General features: G+C 37.1%; 15 protein-coding genes. 2 read left to right on the top strand and 13 right to left on the bottom strand.

Annotation, left to right across the window (positions count from 1 at the left end):
• Positions 1-12: 12 nt before the first annotated feature.
• The 8 genes from thrB to IGJ34_RS07080 all read right to left on the bottom strand — a co-directional run bounded on the left by thrB (position 13) and on the right by IGJ34_RS07080 (position 8,797).
• The gene (gene thrB, locus IGJ34_RS07115) at positions 13-876 is read right to left on the bottom strand and encodes a homoserine kinase (protein ID WP_069653036.1); all 864 of its coding nucleotides are present in this window, start codon (positions 874-876) and stop codon (positions 13-15) included.
• Entirely contained in the window at positions 873-1,931 is a 1,059-nt protein-coding gene (gene thrC / locus IGJ34_RS07110) for a threonine synthase (protein WP_111248719.1), read from the bottom strand. The genes thrB and thrC overlap by 4 nt, the downstream gene beginning before the upstream one ends.
• 3 nt (positions 1,932-1,934) lie before the next feature.
• Positions 1,935-3,224 (bottom strand): homoserine dehydrogenase, encoded by a 1,290-nt coding sequence (locus tag IGJ34_RS07105; protein ID WP_430598458.1) that lies wholly within the window; start codon positions 3,222-3,224, stop codon positions 1,935-1,937.
• A 134-nt stretch (positions 3,225-3,358) separates the two neighbouring features.
• Positions 3,359-3,646: an ArsR/SmtB family transcription factor gene (locus IGJ34_RS07100; protein ID WP_069653033.1), complete on the bottom strand. Its 288-nt coding sequence runs from the start codon at positions 3,644-3,646 to the stop codon at positions 3,359-3,361.
• Between the two features lie 143 nt (positions 3,647-3,789).
• A complete protein-coding gene (proC, locus tag IGJ34_RS07095) occupies positions 3,790-4,566 on the bottom strand; it encodes a pyrroline-5-carboxylate reductase (protein WP_430598457.1) in 777 nt (258 codons plus the stop codon).
• A 191-nt stretch (positions 4,567-4,757) separates the two neighbouring features.
• Entirely contained in the window at positions 4,758-6,482 is a 1,725-nt protein-coding gene (locus tag IGJ34_RS07090) for a phospho-sugar mutase (RefSeq protein WP_430598456.1), read from the bottom strand.
• 117 nt (positions 6,483-6,599) lie between these two features.
• Positions 6,600-7,325, bottom strand: coding sequence for a nitroreductase family protein (locus IGJ34_RS07085; RefSeq protein ID WP_111248723.1), 726 nt, complete (start codon positions 7,323-7,325; stop codon positions 6,600-6,602).
• 38 nt (positions 7,326-7,363) lie between these two features.
• Entirely contained in the window at positions 7,364-8,797 is a 1,434-nt protein-coding gene (locus IGJ34_RS07080; RefSeq protein ID WP_430598455.1) for a PLP-dependent aminotransferase family protein, read from the bottom strand.
• A 459-nt stretch (positions 8,798-9,256) separates the two neighbouring features.
• On the opposite strand from IGJ34_RS07080, the gene thiD reads away from it, so the two are divergent.
• Positions 9,257-10,087: a bifunctional hydroxymethylpyrimidine kinase/phosphomethylpyrimidine kinase gene (gene thiD, locus IGJ34_RS07075; protein ID WP_111248725.1), complete on the top strand. Its 831-nt coding sequence runs from the start codon at positions 9,257-9,259 to the stop codon at positions 10,085-10,087.
• Between the two features lie 4 nt (positions 10,088-10,091).
• Positions 10,092-10,640, top strand: coding sequence for an ECF transporter S component (locus IGJ34_RS07070; protein WP_430598454.1), 549 nt, complete (start codon positions 10,092-10,094; stop codon positions 10,638-10,640).
• 54 nt (positions 10,641-10,694) lie between these two features.
• On the opposite strand, the gene IGJ34_RS07065 is transcribed toward IGJ34_RS07070, so the two are convergent.
• From IGJ34_RS07065 to guaD, 5 genes are all read right to left on the bottom strand, one after another.
• The gene (locus IGJ34_RS07065; protein WP_206837475.1) at positions 10,695-11,678 is read right to left on the bottom strand and encodes a permease prefix domain 1-containing protein; all 984 of its coding nucleotides are present in this window, start codon (positions 11,676-11,678) and stop codon (positions 10,695-10,697) included.
• Positions 11,678-12,007: a PadR family transcriptional regulator gene (locus IGJ34_RS07060; RefSeq protein ID WP_069653025.1), complete on the bottom strand. Its 330-nt coding sequence runs from the start codon at positions 12,005-12,007 to the stop codon at positions 11,678-11,680. The genes IGJ34_RS07065 and IGJ34_RS07060 overlap by 1 nt, the downstream gene beginning before the upstream one ends.
• A gap of 140 nt (positions 12,008-12,147) precedes the next feature.
• Positions 12,148-13,125 carry a GMP reductase gene (guaC, locus tag IGJ34_RS07055; RefSeq protein WP_069653024.1) on the bottom strand — a complete coding sequence of 326 codons (978 nt, stop codon included), beginning with the start codon at positions 13,123-13,125 and terminating at the stop codon, positions 12,148-12,150.
• A gap of 193 nt (positions 13,126-13,318) precedes the next feature.
• Entirely contained in the window at positions 13,319-14,689 is a 1,371-nt protein-coding gene (locus IGJ34_RS07050; RefSeq protein ID WP_430598453.1) for a uracil-xanthine permease family protein, read from the bottom strand.
• Between the two features lies 1 nt (position 14,690).
• On the bottom strand, positions 14,691-16,067 hold the full coding sequence (guaD, locus tag IGJ34_RS07045; protein WP_430598452.1) for a guanine deaminase: 1,377 nt from the start codon (positions 16,065-16,067) through the stop codon (positions 14,691-14,693).
• Positions 16,068-16,140: the final 73 nt, after the last annotated feature.

Here is a 16,140-nt window from a genome sequence, read left to right as displayed (position 1 = left end):
GCTCTTATTTTTTTAAAAGACTTGAATACCTTCTTTATCTACCGATAGCACATTGATGGTAGCTAAAAGAGGTAATTTTTCTAGTTCTTGAACCATTTGATCTGTTTTTTCTTCTGGAGACAAAATCAATACCGTCGGACCAGCCCCGCTTAAAAATGCACCATACGCCCCAACTTTATGACCTAGAGCTCGTATTTCATCTAAATGTGGAACAAGATTTTTACGATAAGATTCGTGCCAGCGATCTTTTTCCATCATTATACCAGCTAATGGTAAATTGCCGTTCAAGATTGCAGCAATCATTACGTTGGCAATAGAGCTTGCTTGAACCGCTTCTTTATACGGAATAGAAGAAGGAAGTACACTACGACTTTCAGCTGTCAATAGTTGAACATCTGGAATATATGCAATCACGTCACACATTGGAAAATGATGCTTTACAGAATGTACTTCGCCATCAATATAACTTGCCACAACAAAATCACCGTATATTGCTGGAGCAACATTATCTGGATGACCTTCAATCTCCGTTGCAATTTGTAATTTATCCTTTTGAGATAAGTTCAAATTCCCTAGACGATTGGCTAGCTCGATCCCTCCTACAATTACGCTCGAACTACTACCTAGACCTCTAGCCAAAGGAATATCTGACGTCATTTTTAATACTTTAGGTGAAAGTTCGGGAGCTAATTTTAATGCCGTTTGAATCAGTAGATTTGTTTCATCGGTTGGGATGTCTGTTCCTAAAGAATGGAGAATTTTCCATTCCTTCGTATTTTCCAACACTTCGATATGAAGATATTGCGATACAGCAATACCACATGAGTCAAAACCCGGACCTAGATTTGCGCTGGTTGCGGGAATTCTTATTTTCATAGTTCAGACACTCCGTTGCGTAAATATAGACGCATTTCTTCTAAATCACTCATTTTAGAGATTTTTACATCCGTTGCATTGATTGCTGTATCTGGATCTTTCAATCCATTACCAGTAAAAACCGTTACAACCGTTTCACCTGGTTTGATTTTCCCGTTTTTCACGTGTTGAATAACACCTGCTAAAGAGGCAGCAGAGCCTGGTTCAACAAATACACCATCTTGGGCCGCTACTTTGCGATAAGCATTCAGGATTTCCTCATCTGTAACAGAATCGATATGCCCTTTTGATTCATCACGAGCCGCTTCAGCTAACTTCCAGCTAGCTGGATTCCCGATACGGATCGCTGTTGCAATTGTTTCAGGTTGTTCGATCACTTCACCTTTCACGATAGCCGCAGCCCCCTCTGCTTCAAAGCCATGCATTCTTGGCAATAATGTGCCTTTTATATCATGCCATTCTTTGAATCCTTTCCAATAAGCAGAGATATTTCCTGCATTTCCAACTGGAATAGCCAACACATCAGGCGCTTTTCCTAGTTGCTCACACACTTCGAAAGCTGCAGTTTTTTGCCCTTCTAAACGATACGGATTCACCGAATTCACTAATGCAACTGCTTCAGTTTCAGCAATATTACGAACTGTTTTTAATGCTTCGTCAAAATTACCGGGAATTGAGATGATATCTGCACCATATATAATCGCTTGTGCTAATTTGCCCATTGCAATCTTACCATCTGGTATAACAACATACGCTTTGACACCTGCTCTAGTAGCATAGGCGGCTGCGGCTGCGCTTGTATTTCCAGTTGAGGCACAAACAATCGCTTTTGCTCCTTCTTCAACCGCTTTCGCTACAGCCATTACCATTCCACGGTCTTTGAATGAACCAGTTGGGTTTAGTCCTTCATATTTTCCATATAAATTGATTCCTAATTCTTTTGATAAGCTGTGTAAAGGAATCAAAGGTGTATTTCCTTCAGCCAATGAAATCATGGGTGTTTTGTCTGTGATTGGTAAATATTCCTTATATTGTTTTAATAATCCTTCATACATTGATTAATCCCCCAATACCTTAAATGTATTTAATAGTTCGAATCCATCAGTTGATCCGATTTCTTCTGTTACTTGTTTCATTTGTTTTTTTGAAATTGTGTGTGTGATTGCAACGATTCTAGCTCTAGTACCGTCAGACTTTTGCTGAACTAACTGGTCAAAGCTAACATTTGCTTCCGTCATTATCTGAGTTAACTTTAAGATTTGACCATGTTGATCCGGCACTTCAATTGAGAAATAATATTTTCCAGAGACTGTCTCATCTTTTGCCAGTTTTTTATCATGTTGATAAGAATTAAACATCTGTCCTGTTGTTCCTAGACGGATATTCTTAGCAATCGTGATAATATCGCTGACGACACTTGTTGCAGTCGGCTTCGCACCTGCACCGGGTCCATAATACATTGATTCACCAACGCCTGAGCTTTCAATAAAAACAGCATTAAATTCATTACGGACAGAAGCAATCGGATGTGATTTTGCCACCAGCATCGGCCCAACTTCTACTGCAATACTGCCTTCTTTGTTCTCCGAAGAACCAATCAATTTCACTTCATAGCCTAATTGAGCAGCCATTTCAACATCATCTAAGGATAGACCACGAATGCCACGTGTCTCAATTTGGTCCAACTGAATGTCCATCCCAAAAGCAAATTGAGTTAAAATAACCATTTTATAGGCAGCATCAATACCATCTACATCATTTGTTGGATCAGATTCAGCAAACCCTAATTCTTGCGCTTCTTTTAGTGCTTGATCATATGTTTTCTTTTCTGAAACCATCTGCGTCAACATATAGTTAGTTGTTCCATTGACAATTCCTAACACCTTTTGGATATTATCTGCAGCTAAACTATTGGCAATCGTCCGCAAAATAGGAATTCCACCAGCAACACTTGCTTCATAATATAAATCACAATGATTTTTTTGTGCTAGGGCTACTAGTTCGCTCCCATGTTGCGCTAAAAGATCTTTGTTCGCCGTCACGATATGTTTACCATTTTGAAGTGCTTTAGTAATGAAGGTTTTTGCTGGTTCTACTTTGCCTATTAATTCTACAATAATCTTGATTTCATCATCATTGATAATATCCTCAATAGTTGTTGTGAGTTGAATATCAAATTTCTCAGCTAAACGTCGTTTTTCTTCTTCATCACGAACTAAGGCTTTTGAAATTGAGACTTCCATACCCGTCACTTGCGAAATTTTTTCTTGATGTTCTTGTAAAATTGTTGGTACACCTGATCCGACTGTACCTAATCCAAGTAAACCAATTTTTAGTTTTTCCTTCATTCTTCTTCCTCCAACTATTAATTAGAAACATTTCATTTTTTTCTAATAAAACATGTTTCTAGTATACCTAACTGACGTAAAAAAAACTACCCTTTTCTTTGAATTTACCTTAGTAAACCTACAGAAAAGGCGAGTTATTGGTGTTTGATATGTTCGAATGTTTGATTAAGAATATCAATAACGTGATGATCATCCAGTGTATAATAGATTGTTTTTCCTTCACGTCTTGATTTCACTACATGGCTGTCTCTTAATAATTTTAATTGATGGGAAACTGCTGACTGTTCCATTGTCAGCTGAGCACTGATTGCTGTTACATTAAGCTCTCCCTTTTTTAATAGTAGTAAAATTCTTAACCTAGTTGGATCACTCAACACTTTGTATAGCTGACTAACTTTTTGAATCTCATCTATTTCTTTCATCGCTGAGCTTCCTTTCGTTTGTTCTCTTGCTTATTATAGCAAACTTTTTTTAAAAGAGGATAGAATTTTTCTTTCACATAGTTTAAAAAAAGACAATATAGGATAGCGAACTGATCCCAAATTGTCTTTCAACTTTATTCATGTTAACTATTCGCTTGTTTGACTGCATCAATCACAGCATATCTGAATCCATTTTTTTCTAACGCTGTAACGCCTTTGATTGTACTTCCTCCTGGAGATGTTACACCATCTTTTAACTCTCCAGGATGTTTTTTAGTTTCAATCGCAAGTTTGGCAGAGCCCAACATCATTTGTGCAATGATTTCATAAGAAAGAGCACGAGGCATGCCTTCCAATACAGCACCATCAGCCAATGCTTCCATAAAGATATCAACAAATGCTGGACTACATCCAGCAACAGTACCAAAGGTGCCTAGAATACTCTCACTAACTTCTTCGACTTTTCCTAACGTTTCCAAGACACGAGTTGCCTCAGCTTTTGATTCTGCAGGCATCTCATCTGAAAAAACAGTACCGATCATTCCTGCATTGACACTGACTGGCGTGTTAGGAATAGCATGAACAACATAAATTTCATCACCTAAAATGGCTTGGGCTTCTTCTACCGTATGTCCAGTTGCAACTGAAATAAGAATCGTCCCTTTGCTCAGACTTGGCGCTGCTTGTTTTAAAATATCTAGGACGATTTTTGCTCCTGTAGCGATAAAAATCACTTGGCAGTCTTTTAAAGCATCATAATCTTTGATTAATTTGAACCCAAGTTTTTTTTGTAACACTTCAGCTGTACCGCTTGAACCGCCTTTTACAAATAAATTTTCTGGCACTACAGTTTTAGCTTTTAAAAGACCTTCAATCATTGCGCTACCCATGTGACCAGCACCGATAAAGCCAATATTCATTTCTACCACTCCTTATATGTTTCTCATCATGAATTAGTAATTTCCTATCAACCCAAATAAGCGGCGAGAAGAAAGCATCTTCTGATTAAATAAGCTGAAATTCACAAAAAATCGACGTACAATTCCCGTGAATTTCTTCTTATTTATCGAAGCTTAATGCTTTTTATCTCAACCTCTAAATCTCGTTCTTTTTATTCTGTTAATGCATTAACAGCTTGTTCGAAATTCTTGATTTTTTGATCAGCTTCTGTTTGCGAAGCAGCTTTTGTAGCCAAATAAAATTTGATCTTGGGTTCAGTTCCAGACGGGCGTATCGCAATCCAGCTACCATCTTCCAAGAAATATTTTAATACATCCGAAGGTGGCGTTGATAATGCTTCGACTTTTCCATCAGTGAATGTTCTCGTTAATTCTTTGAAATCCTCTGTTTGTGTTACCTTGATATTAGCAAATGAGGTTGGTGCTTCTTCACGGAATTTTTTCATTAGTGCCTTGATTTTTTCACTGCCTTCAATTCCGCTTAAAGTGACTGAAATTGTTTTTTCTTCAAAATAACCATACTCTTCAAAGATATCTTGTAGCCCATCATAAAGGGTTTTTCCTTGTTTCTTGTAGAATGCTGCAACTTCGGCTAATAAGACAAGAGCTTGGATTGCATCTTTATCACGAACAAATGATTTTACTAAATAACCATAACTCTCTTCAAAACCAAACATAAATGATTGAGAATGGTCTTCCTCATACTGTTCGATTTTCTCAGCAATAAACTTAAATCCTGTTAAGACATCTACCATTTTTGTATTGTACTTCGCTGTGATCGCTGTGGCTAATTCACTGGAAACAATTGATTTCAAAACAACTGCATTTTCTGGTAAAGTTCCTGCTTGTTTATGTGCTTCTAAAATATATTGAATCATGATCGATCCCAATTGATTCCCTGTTAGAACCTGATAGCTTCCATTTGGTAAACGAACTGCTGCACCCAAACGATCAGCATCTGGATCAGTTGCAATCAATAGATCCGCATCTTCTTTTTCACCTAGACGGATAGCATATTCAAAAGCAGAGTGTTCTTCTGGATTTGGTGATTTAACCGTTGTAAAATCTGGATCTGCAATTGCCTGTTCTGGAACAAGTACAAATTTTTCAAATCCAGCTTGTTTCAACGCTTTTTCACCTAGCATTTTCCCAGTACCATGCAATGGCGTATAAACTAGTTTTAATTCTTTGCCCATATCATTGATCAACTCTTGATTGATCGTCACTGTCTTCACTTCTTTTAAGTAAGCAGTATCGACTTCTTCACCAATAATCGTAATCAAATCACTTTGTTTTGCTTGATCCTCTGATAACACTTCTACTTTTAATGGGTTTTCAACTTCGCGAACGTATTTCGTTAAAGCATCAGCGTCAGCTGGTGGCATTTGTCCGCCATCTGCCCCATAGACTTTATAACCATTGTAAGCTGCAGGATTGTGAGAAGCTGTGATCATGATCCCTGAAAAGGCATTTAAGTAACGAACTGCAAAAGACAATTCAGGTGTTGGTCGTAAACTTTCAAAAACGAATGCTGGAATACCGTGTTGTGCTAATGTTTTTGCCGCTTCCATTGCAAATTCCGGTGACATATGACGAGAATCATAGGCAATTGCGACTCCGCGTCTTTTTGTCTCTGCTCCTTCAGCATCCATAAATCGGGCTAATCCTTCGGTTGCTTGACGAATCGTAAAAATATTCATTCGATTGATACCAGCACCTAAAATACCGCGCATACCGGCAGTCCCAAACTCTAAAGGTGCATAAAAAGCATCTTCACATTTTTCAGGATCCTCTTTTAAATCTTGCAATTCTTTTTTTAAATTTTCTGGTATATTTTCTTCATTCATCCACTGTTCATAGACTTGTTCCCAAGACATGTTTAACACCTCTTTTAATCATTTATATTCTTTCCCAGTTTAAGTATATCATTCCGGAGCTTGAGAAGAAAGTGAAGTCACGTAAAAACAGCTTAACTTGTCAAGCAACTAGGAGTATTACTTTAATAGCCGTTGACATTGTAATAATTGGTCTGTCATCATCGTTGGCTTTGTTTCGAAATAATCCGCAAATTTTTGACTCCAGGGTTTCGTTTCTCTCGCTTCACCAAAGGCTTCCATTATTTGATTATATTGTTCGATCAAGGTGTATGCATAGGATTGATAACGATCATAGTGAATAACTGTTGGTTCAGGCAAGCGTGGTTTGATTTCCATCTCAACTGTCGGTTTCCCAATGCTCAAACCAAATAATGGAAAAGTATACTCTGGTAAGTTTAACAATTGGCTGATTTCCTTTCCATGTTTACGGATACTTCCTACAACAACTGAGCCTAATCCTAAACTTTCAACAGCTATCACTGCATTTTCAAGCGCCAAAGCAGCATCAGTCGTAGCTAAAAGAATCGGTTCAATGCTTTCGTCAATAGGATATAAAGTTTCGTGAGCTGTACTGACCATCTTTGTACGATGAAGATCTCCTATAAAGACCAAAAATACTGAGCTTTTTGCTATATGCGGATTGCCTGGATTCCACTGAACTAATTGTTCACGTAGTTCCTTTTGTTGAAGAACGATAATACTGTAAAATTGGCCATTCATCCAGCTCGGTGCCTGTCGAGCCGCATCTAGTATTGCTTGTAATTCTTCTTTAGAAATAGCATGATTCTCGTCAAAATCACGATAACTGCGTCGATTTTTCAAAATTTCAATCGTTTTATTCATGTAGATTCCCTCCATTTATCCTTATTTTATCATAGTGTTTAGGAATCCAAAGCAATTTTTTGTGTGACTGCTCGTAATTTTTCTTTCAATATCAGCAAATTGTTTTCATCAACTCTGGTAAAATTAATTCGTATACTATCTTGATTTTCACTAAAGAAAAAACTTGGTGCAATCAACAATCCTTCTTGTAAAAATATCGTCCAATCTTTTGGCCGAAGTTTTCCTTGTTTCCAAGTTGCCCAAATATAAAACCCTCCCTTAGGCATAGTTACATCCCACTCGACCATTTTGTCTAACACATCGAATACTGATTTGCCTCGTTGCTCTACAGTCTGTTTCAAGTGAGTGATTTTACTTGAAAACTCTTTATCTGTTAAGGCTAAATTCGCCAATAATTGTGGGAAAATACTCAACGAAAAATCCATCATCTTTCTTGCTTCTGCTAATTGCTGATTTACTGAAGTCGGTGCACTCAGCCATCCTATTTTAGTTGTCGATCCCAAGATTTTTGAAAGAGAACCGATATATAGGACATTTTCAGGGTCCAATTTTTTTAAAGGCAGGATTTGATCTGACGGAACAAAATTAAGGTTAGCAAAAACATCATCCTCTAAAATCGGAACTTGATAATTTTGACACAGTTTAACCAATGCTTGTCTTCGTTCCATTGACATTGTTTTCCCTGTCGGGTTTTGAAATGATGGATTGACCATGACCATTTTGACTCGATGTTGACGAATCATTTTTTCAAGCGCTTCAAGATTGATTCCTTCTTGATCCATTTTCACGCCATAAAGACGAATACCTGCTGCTTGAAAAATAGGAAGTGCATAAAGAAAAGAAGGATCTTCGATTGCTACACTATCACCGGATTGTAACAACACTTGTAAAATTAAAAATAACGCTTGCTGTGCGCCTGACGTAATCAATAAACTCTCTGAAGGAAGTGAGAACCCATAATCTTTTTCCGTTTGACGACTGATTGATTGCCTTAATGGCAGATAACCTAAGTCATTTTGTTGCTCTTCTTCCAAAAAATGTTTCCATGTCAAAGGTGGAAACGAAAAACTTGGAATCAAGTCCATTGGCAATTCTCCCGTATACAAATCCAAAACGTTTGTATCTGATTGCTTGATCAGCCTTTCAATTTGTTCTGTGAACGGATCAACCTTAGCGAAAGCATTTTGTTCTAGGTAAAGACGCCAATCTGTTCTTGGCGTTGTACTGATTCCCCACTTCCCTTCGTTGACGAATGTTCCACTCCCTTGTTTTCTAATGATCCAGCCTAAAGAAACAAGCTCATCTAACGCATGCACAACAGTGGAACGATTGACTTGAAAGTAAGTTGCTAATTTTCTTTCTGAAGGTAAATGTTCACCAGGTAAAAGATCACCATTTTTTATGTAGGAGAGAATCAATTCGATGATACTTACATACACTGGAACACCTTTTTCTTTTTTTAATGACCACATTTATTTTACCTCCCATTTTTTTGAAGTAGAGAATCATATCCTTTAGTCGAATCATTAAATTAAGAGAACTATTATAGTAAGATACGTTCTTATAAGGTTTAGTTGTTTACATATTTTTTACTAATTATGCTTGATTCATATTCAAGGTTCAACTCTCGCTTTGCTCGTCTTGTACTGCTCATCATCGAATCTCTTCGTTCTTCGTGATTCATAACGAAGGAGCAACTCTCGCTTTGCTCGTCTTGTACTGCTCATCATCGAATCTCTTCGTTCTTCGTGATTCATAACGAAGGAGCAACTCTCGCTTTGCTCGTCTTGTACTGCTCATCATCGAATCTCTTCGTTCTTCGTGATTCGCAGCAATTGGATGACCTGAAAATAACCCAATTGGCTGTTTTTGTCAACTTATGTTTGTTTTACAATATATATATTAAAATATTTTTGAATAGGGGTTAGACGATGATAAAAAAAGTATTAACAGTTGCTGGTTCGGATTCTAGTGGTGGCGCAGGGATTCAAGCTGATTTAAAAACGTTTGAAGAATATGGAACATTTGGTTTTTCAGCTTTAACTAGCATTGTGACTATGGACCCGGACGAGGGTTGGAGTCATACTGTTACACCGATTGAACCTGCATTAGTGGAAAAACAGTTAAAAACTATTTTTGCTGGTGGTCCACTCGATGCGATGAAAACAGGAATGCTTGGAACTATTGAAGCAATTGAAATAACACGAGGTTATATTGATAACTACAAAATGAGCAATATCGTAATTGATCCTGTAATGGCTTGTAAAGGTACAAATGAACTACTACAACCTGAAAATGTCGCCGCAATGACTCGCTTGTTATTGCCTACAGCGACGATAACAACACCCAATTTAGTAGAAGCCGGGATTTTATCTGGAATAGGTGAACTGACTTCTGTTGAACAAATGAAAGATGCAGCAAAAAAGATCATTGAGCTGGGACCTAAAAATGTTGTAATTAAAGGTGGTCACCGCTTAAAAACAGATAGGGCAGTCGATCTGTTTTATGATGGAAGTACGTTTACTGTTTTTGAGGATGAGTTATTTTCTACTGACTATAATCATGGAGCAGGTTGTACTTTCGCAGCAGCTGTAACTGCTGGTCTTGCTAAAGGCTATCCAGTCATTGATGCTGTTGCTCTTGCTAAAAAATTTGTATCCACCGCTATTAAAAACGGTCAAAAAATCAATCCTTTTCTCGGTCATGTTTGGCATGGTGCTTACAATCACGCCGAAGATCGAATGGGCAAAAAAGAGGAGTGATTTAATGAATCAGAAAAGTTCAACAACTTCAATTGTTTTAGTCGGCCTATTTGCGGCTTTGACGGTTTTAGGTACAATGATTAAAATTCCTATGCCTACTGGTGCTTTTGCTCACTTGGGTAATTCAGTTTTATTATTAGCCGTTCTTTTGATCGGCTACAAAAAAGGAGCTCTTGCTGGTGGTTTAGGTTTTGCTATTTTTGATATTTTAAATGGTTTTGCTGCTGAAGCTCCTTATTTTATTTTAGAAAGCTTTATCGTTGGCGGTGCAGCAGCTCTAACCATTTTATTTTTCCAGAAAAATATTGATACCGTATGGAAAGTTATTGTCGTAGCTGCTGTAAGTGGTATTGCCAAGATCATTATGACTCAATTAAAGAATACGGCAATGGGACTACTTGCAGGCGCAGACTTTAGCATCTCTTTTACAAGTGCCTTGTCAAAACTACCGGCTACTTTTATTAATGTCGCAACGACCATCGTTATTGTATCACTTGTCTATTTCCCGTTAAAAAAGACAATGACAATCATCTTCACAAGACAATCATTTTAGTTAGTTTTAAAAAAAAGACGAGACAAAACAGATCATTAGTTTTGCCTCGCCTTTTTATTCATTTTTACTAAAAATATTTTCCAGTATTCCAAAAGCAATCCCACCTATTGGAAAAATAATCCAATTTGTTCCCCAATTTCCTAAGAAGAAACCTTGGCACAAAAAGACAGCAACTATAATTGGCCAATAAATTTTTTCAAGCGTCTGGAACCAACTAGGTTTTTGACCATCTCGTTCAGCTTTCGCTTTTGGCCCTAATTCTCCTTCAACTGAAATAAAATAGGTCTGTTCAAGGATTTTACTAAAACTTCCCATGATGACACCACCAAAAATAAAGAAGAATACACCTAAAGATGCTAACAGAAACATGCAACCAACGCCAAATAATTCGTTCCCAACTGTTGGATCCATTAAAGAGAATAAGACTACAGGTATCACTGACAAAATGCACAATACTACTCCAGCTACCATACAAAAGACAAACGATCGTTGAAAGTCCTCTTTTCTTTTCTTAGCTTCTGTTTTTACTTGAGTGGGAATAAAACGATCGTCTAGCTTTCTAGTTGAGTTACCCATGCTTGTTCCGGCGATAATAAATAAAGGAACACCCACGGCTGCACCGAGAAAGAAAAATAGTAACCCAAAGCCTGTACCATACGTCCCGCCTGACACCCCCATAGATGTGAAGAAAGCTGCTGCACCTATCATAATTGTCATCACACCCAAACCAATGAATGTAGCGCCTTTACGTCGAATATTAAAAAAACGAATAGACTCGTCTAAAGTAATTCCATCTAACTCGAATCCTTTGTCATCGATAAACTCTTGTTTTATATTCATTTCTTCGACTAATTCATCAATTGATCCAAACTCTGAAATGACGTTACCAATTGCTTCATTTTCAGATTTGCCTTGTTTTTTTAAATCTTCATACCGATCTTCTGCACTTGCTAATAAATCTTCTTTTAATTGTTTGGTTTGACTAGTTTCGGTTATTCCTAAAAATAAACTGTCGATATAATCCTTAATAGTGTTCATTATTTTTCCTCCTTGATAAAACGTTCAACGACTTTTTTAGTTAATACCCATTCTGCGATTTTTTCTTCTAAATATTCTTTTCCAGATGATGTGATTTTATAATAAGTTCTTTTTTTACCGTGTGTGATTTGACCCGGAAAAGAATCGATAAAACCATTTTTTTCCAAACGGTTAAAGGCAGAATACAATGTTGTCTCTTTAATTGAATAATTATCTTCTGAAATTTCAGTAATTCTTTTGGAGATTGCGTAACCATATGAATCTCCTTCCTGCAATACAGATAAAATAAATGTATCGTTATACCCTCTGATTGCATCACTGCCGATCATTAAATCACCTCCAATTACTCTATCTGTCGTACTACGTCTGTCGTTGTAATAATAATAGCACAATTACTACGACAGGTAAAGTAAAAATAAAGAGGTTAGACTATTGCTCTATGCGCAATAGTCTAACCTCTTTATTTTTGTTAAATTGTATCACCATTAAAAATCGAATTTTTTACAATAACATAATCGACTTTACGAATTGCTTCAAGATCACGTCCGCCAGCATAAGAGATGGAAGATTGTAAATCTTGTTGCATTTCTGTTAGCGTATCTGCTAAGCTGCCCTTATGTTGAATCCAAATTTTCTTACCTTCAACATTTTTCTTTTCACCTTTTTGAAATTCCGAAGCACTACCGAAATATTCTTTATAGACTACACCATTTTCTACTTTGGTCTCACCTGGTGATTCTTCATGACCAGCAAATAATGACCCAATCATGACCATAGTTGCACCAAAACGAACTGATTTTGCCACATCTCCTGGTGTACGAATCCCACCATCTGCAATAATCGGTTTTCTTGCAGCTTTAGCACACCAACGTAGTGCAGCTAACTGCCACCCGCCAGTGCCAAAACCTGTTTTGATTTTCGTGATACAAACTTTCCCCGGCCCAATACCGACTTTCGTTGCATCCGCTCCGGCATTTTCTAATTCGCGCACAGCTTCAGGTGTCCCAACATTTCCAGCAATAACGAACGTATCTGGTAAATGTTTTTTCAGATGTTGAATCATATTGATCACTGCATTGGAATGCCCATGGGCAATATCAATCGTTACATAATCAGGAACTAAATTCCGCTCCGCTAATTCTTCTACAAAACCGTATTCAGCTTCTTTTACACCTACGCTTATAGATGTAATCAAGCCTTTCGCATTCATTTTTTCAATAAAAGGAATTCGAGCATTTTCATCAAAGCGATGCATGATATAAAAATAATCATTTTTTGCTAGAAACTCCGCAATATCTTCATCAATAATCGTCTGCATGTTCGCAGGTACGACAGGCATTTTAAAGGTATGTTTCCCTAGTTTCACGACTGTATCACATTCAGAACGACTGTTCACAATACACTTATTGGGAATTAATTGGACATCTTCGTAATCAAAAACTTTCATACTGTATTGCCTCCTAATAAATTCTAATAAAACACGCAAAAACACGAACATTAACTTGATAAAAGTTCGCATTTTCGAACACCTATGCTAATTTACACTATTCATCTGCAAAAGTCAAAGGTAAATAACGAAAAATGTAATAATATGAAGAACATTATTCGTGTTTTGATCGAAAATTTATTTTTCTGCTATTTTATATGGCTTTTTCACCTTCATGTTCAGTTATTGATTCCTCAATCTTTTCGTTAGGCAATAAGCAATTTAAAAGTATAGCAGCAATCGAAGCAGTGGCGACAGATGAGCTGAAAAGATATTGCAAAAATTGTGGTAATGATTGAATAAATTCTTTAGGGATCAACGTTAATGCAAGTGTTAAGATCATTGGTATCGCAATTACGTACATTTGTTTCTCATTGATATCAACTTCTTTCATTACTTTGAGTCCGCTTATTGAAATAATGCCACAAACAATGACAAAAACACCGCCAATCACTGGCGCAGGTATTGAAGATATCAGCGTTGACAGTTTACCCGATAAACCAAAAACGACAAACCAGGCACCTGCTGCTACGAATACTTTTTTACTAGCAACGCCTGTGATCGAAATGATTCCTGCATTGGTTGAGTATCCTGTAACTGGGGTTGTCCCTAGTAATGATGAAATCAAACAGCCCAATCCTTCTCCTACAACTCCTCTATTGATATTTTCATCAGTCAATGGCTCTTCGCAGACATTGCTTACTGCAAACCAAGTTCCTGTCGTTTCAGCCATCAGCACAATGTAAATAATAGCCATTGTTAAAATAGATGAAACATCAAATGAAAAATGAAAATCAACAAAAGGTAATTGCGGAACACTTATTAATGGTGCATTTCCAACTTGAGATACGTCAAGAATCCCCATAAATTGAGCTGCAAAACTCCCAATAATTAATGCCAAAATAACTGAAGAAATTCTAAAAATCCGACCTTTTCCAGTAAAACGCGATCCGATCATCGCGAAGAAAATGAGTGATACTGCCGCAATGATTGCAAGTAAAATGTTTTGACCTAAATCTCCTGAAGCATTAAAAACATTGTCATTTAACGCAACTGGCATCAACGAAAAACCAACAATAAAGATGATTGTCCCTCCAACAATCGGTGGTACAAAAGCTTTGATCAAACGATTAAAAATACCTGTTACACCTAAAATAATAACTAAAATTGCTCCAATTAAGCTTGCACCTAAGACAGTTCCCCATCCATTGCCATTTTGACTATTGGCAAAATAAATACCTGCAACGGCTCCAATCGGGATAAATGATGGACCTTGTGCCACAGGTAGTTTCATACAAAAATACGATTGAATAATCGTAGCAAGCCCTGCAGCTATAAAGGTTGATTGAATCAACGCCGAAGACTCTTTTGTTGTCAAACCAATAATTGACGCAATAATAAACGGTACGACATAAACATCCATCGCTAAAACATGCTGAATGCCTAAAAGGACTGATTGCCCGATTGATAAATCATCATTCGGACCAACCGTTAGTTTTGATGGTTTTGTTTTTGTTTCACCCATTTTATGCTTGCACCTCTACTTCCATCCTATTTCTATCATGAACTTTTTTTCCCTGAATCCAAACCTCATGGATATGTTCAGGGCGCGATAAGTAAAGAATCTTTTGGAAAATAGACAATAACGGTTCTTCGTCAGAAAAGATAGGTAATGTTTTACTATCCACAATTTGAACATCCCAAGCATAATCAACCGCTAACTTTCCTATTGGTAAGCTCAATGATTCCCCACCGCCTGCGGTTGCTAGATAAAAAGCTTCGTTTAAAGAAATACTAAAACCTGCAACACCACGCTTTTCACTGCAACATTCTTTATCGACCCCGTCTTCTAGCATTCGAGAAGATATTACTGCTTGTCTAATATTATCAAACAAACTAGGTGAAAACCCACCGGAAATATCACTACCTAATCCTGTTTCTATTTTATAATTGTTTAATAGTTTAGCAATTGGTGTAACGGCATTACCAAAATATGCATTGGAAATCGGACAATGCGCAACTGCCGTTCCTTTATCGGCAAATAATGCCATATCATCGTCTGACAGAAAACCACAATGTGCCATAATAGCTTTTTCTGTTAGTAATCCAAAATCATTTAATGCAAATGCATCATTTTTACCAAAACGCTCTTGAACAAATGAATGTGCCCAGTCACTTTCACTACAATGAGATTGAATATGAACATCATATTTAGCCGCCAAAGCACCCAAACCTTTTAAAGAATCATCTGTACAACTTGGAATAAAACGAGGCGTTACAACTGGATAGACTCCTTGAGGTGTTCGCTTATTTAATTCTAGTACCTCTTGAATGAATAGCTCTGTTTCCGCTAACGCTTCATTCGCTGTCGCATCTCGATAATATTCAGGGTTCTGTTCTGGATCGTCCATAACAACTTTACCAACTAAACCTCTCTGCCCTTTTTCGCTACAAATTTCTGCTAAACGCAAACTAGACTGACGATGCACTGTCGCAAAATATAAGGCTGTTGTAGTGCCATTTTTTATTAATTGGGAAACTAAATCTGAATAAACAGTCTCTGCAAAGTGCCTATCAGAAAATTTGGCTTCTAGCGGAAAAGTATACGTATTCAGCCAGTCATATAAAGGAAGATCCAACGCAGTTCCAGCTTGCGCCCATTGAGGTGCGTGGATATGAAGATCGATAAAACCAGGGAGAATAAACTGTCCCTGAGTTAATTCTTGAAATTTATTTTTTTCGGAATACTCTTTAATAAGTGCTTGATATTCCTTTTCTTCTGGAGAGATAATGGCGCCTACCGTACCTTCTTCTGAGATACAAAACAGACAGTTCTCGAATGCTTTTACATTTTTTGAGTCAATACTTGAAAATCCAGTTCCTTTTACAATAAATTTAAACAAAATAATTGCTCCTCTCATAACAATACAAACATCATTATATAGAATAATTCGTATTTATTCCACATTTTTTCTT

Origin of the sequence: Enterococcus sp. AZ177, assembly GCF_050544585.1 — a bacterium.
In the GTDB taxonomy this organism is placed as follows: domain Bacteria; phylum Bacillota; class Bacilli; order Lactobacillales; family Enterococcaceae; genus Enterococcus_L; species Enterococcus_L plantarum.
This window is presented reverse-complemented; position numbering and strand designations above follow the sequence as displayed.

Bases quoted from the DNA above. Each gene is read 5' to 3' on its own strand.
- proC (WP_430598457.1), bottom strand. From the start codon at position 4,566: ATGAATATTGGCTTTATCGGTGCTGGTCACATGGGTAGCGCAATGATT.
- thrB (WP_069653036.1), bottom strand. From the start codon at position 876: ATGAAAATAAGAATTCCCGCAACCAGCGCAAATCTAGGTCCGGGTTTT.
- IGJ34_RS07085 (WP_111248723.1), bottom strand. From the start codon at position 7,325: ATGAATAAAACGATTGAAATTTTGAAAAATCGACGCAGTTATCGTGAT.
- IGJ34_RS07070 (WP_430598454.1), top strand. From the start codon at position 10,092: ATGAATCAGAAAAGTTCAACAACTTCAATTGTTTTAGTCGGCCTATTT.
- IGJ34_RS07080 (WP_430598455.1), bottom strand. From the start codon at position 8,797: ATGTGGTCATTAAAAAAAGAAAAAGGTGTTCCAGTGTATGTAAGTATC.
- IGJ34_RS07100 (WP_069653033.1), bottom strand. From the start codon at position 3,646: ATGAAAGAAATAGATGAGATTCAAAAAGTTAGTCAGCTATACAAAGTG.
- thiD (WP_111248725.1), top strand. From the start codon at position 9,257: ATGATAAAAAAAGTATTAACAGTTGCTGGTTCGGATTCTAGTGGTGGC.
- IGJ34_RS07060 (WP_069653025.1), bottom strand. From the start codon at position 12,007: ATGATCGGCAGTGATGCAATCAGAGGGTATAACGATACATTTATTTTA.
- IGJ34_RS07065 (WP_206837475.1), bottom strand. From the start codon at position 11,678: ATGAACACTATTAAGGATTATATCGACAGTTTATTTTTAGGAATAACC.
- IGJ34_RS07050 (WP_430598453.1), bottom strand. From the start codon at position 14,689: ATGGGTGAAACAAAAACAAAACCATCAAAACTAACGGTTGGTCCGAAT.
- thrC (WP_111248719.1), bottom strand. From the start codon at position 1,931: ATGTATGAAGGATTATTAAAACAATATAAGGAATATTTACCAATCACA.
- guaC (WP_069653024.1), bottom strand. From the start codon at position 13,125: ATGAAAGTTTTTGATTACGAAGATGTCCAATTAATTCCCAATAAGTGT.
- IGJ34_RS07090 (WP_430598456.1), bottom strand. From the start codon at position 6,482: ATGTCTTGGGAACAAGTCTATGAACAGTGGATGAATGAAGAAAATATA.
- IGJ34_RS07105 (WP_430598458.1), bottom strand. From the start codon at position 3,224: ATGAAGGAAAAACTAAAAATTGGTTTACTTGGATTAGGTACAGTCGGA.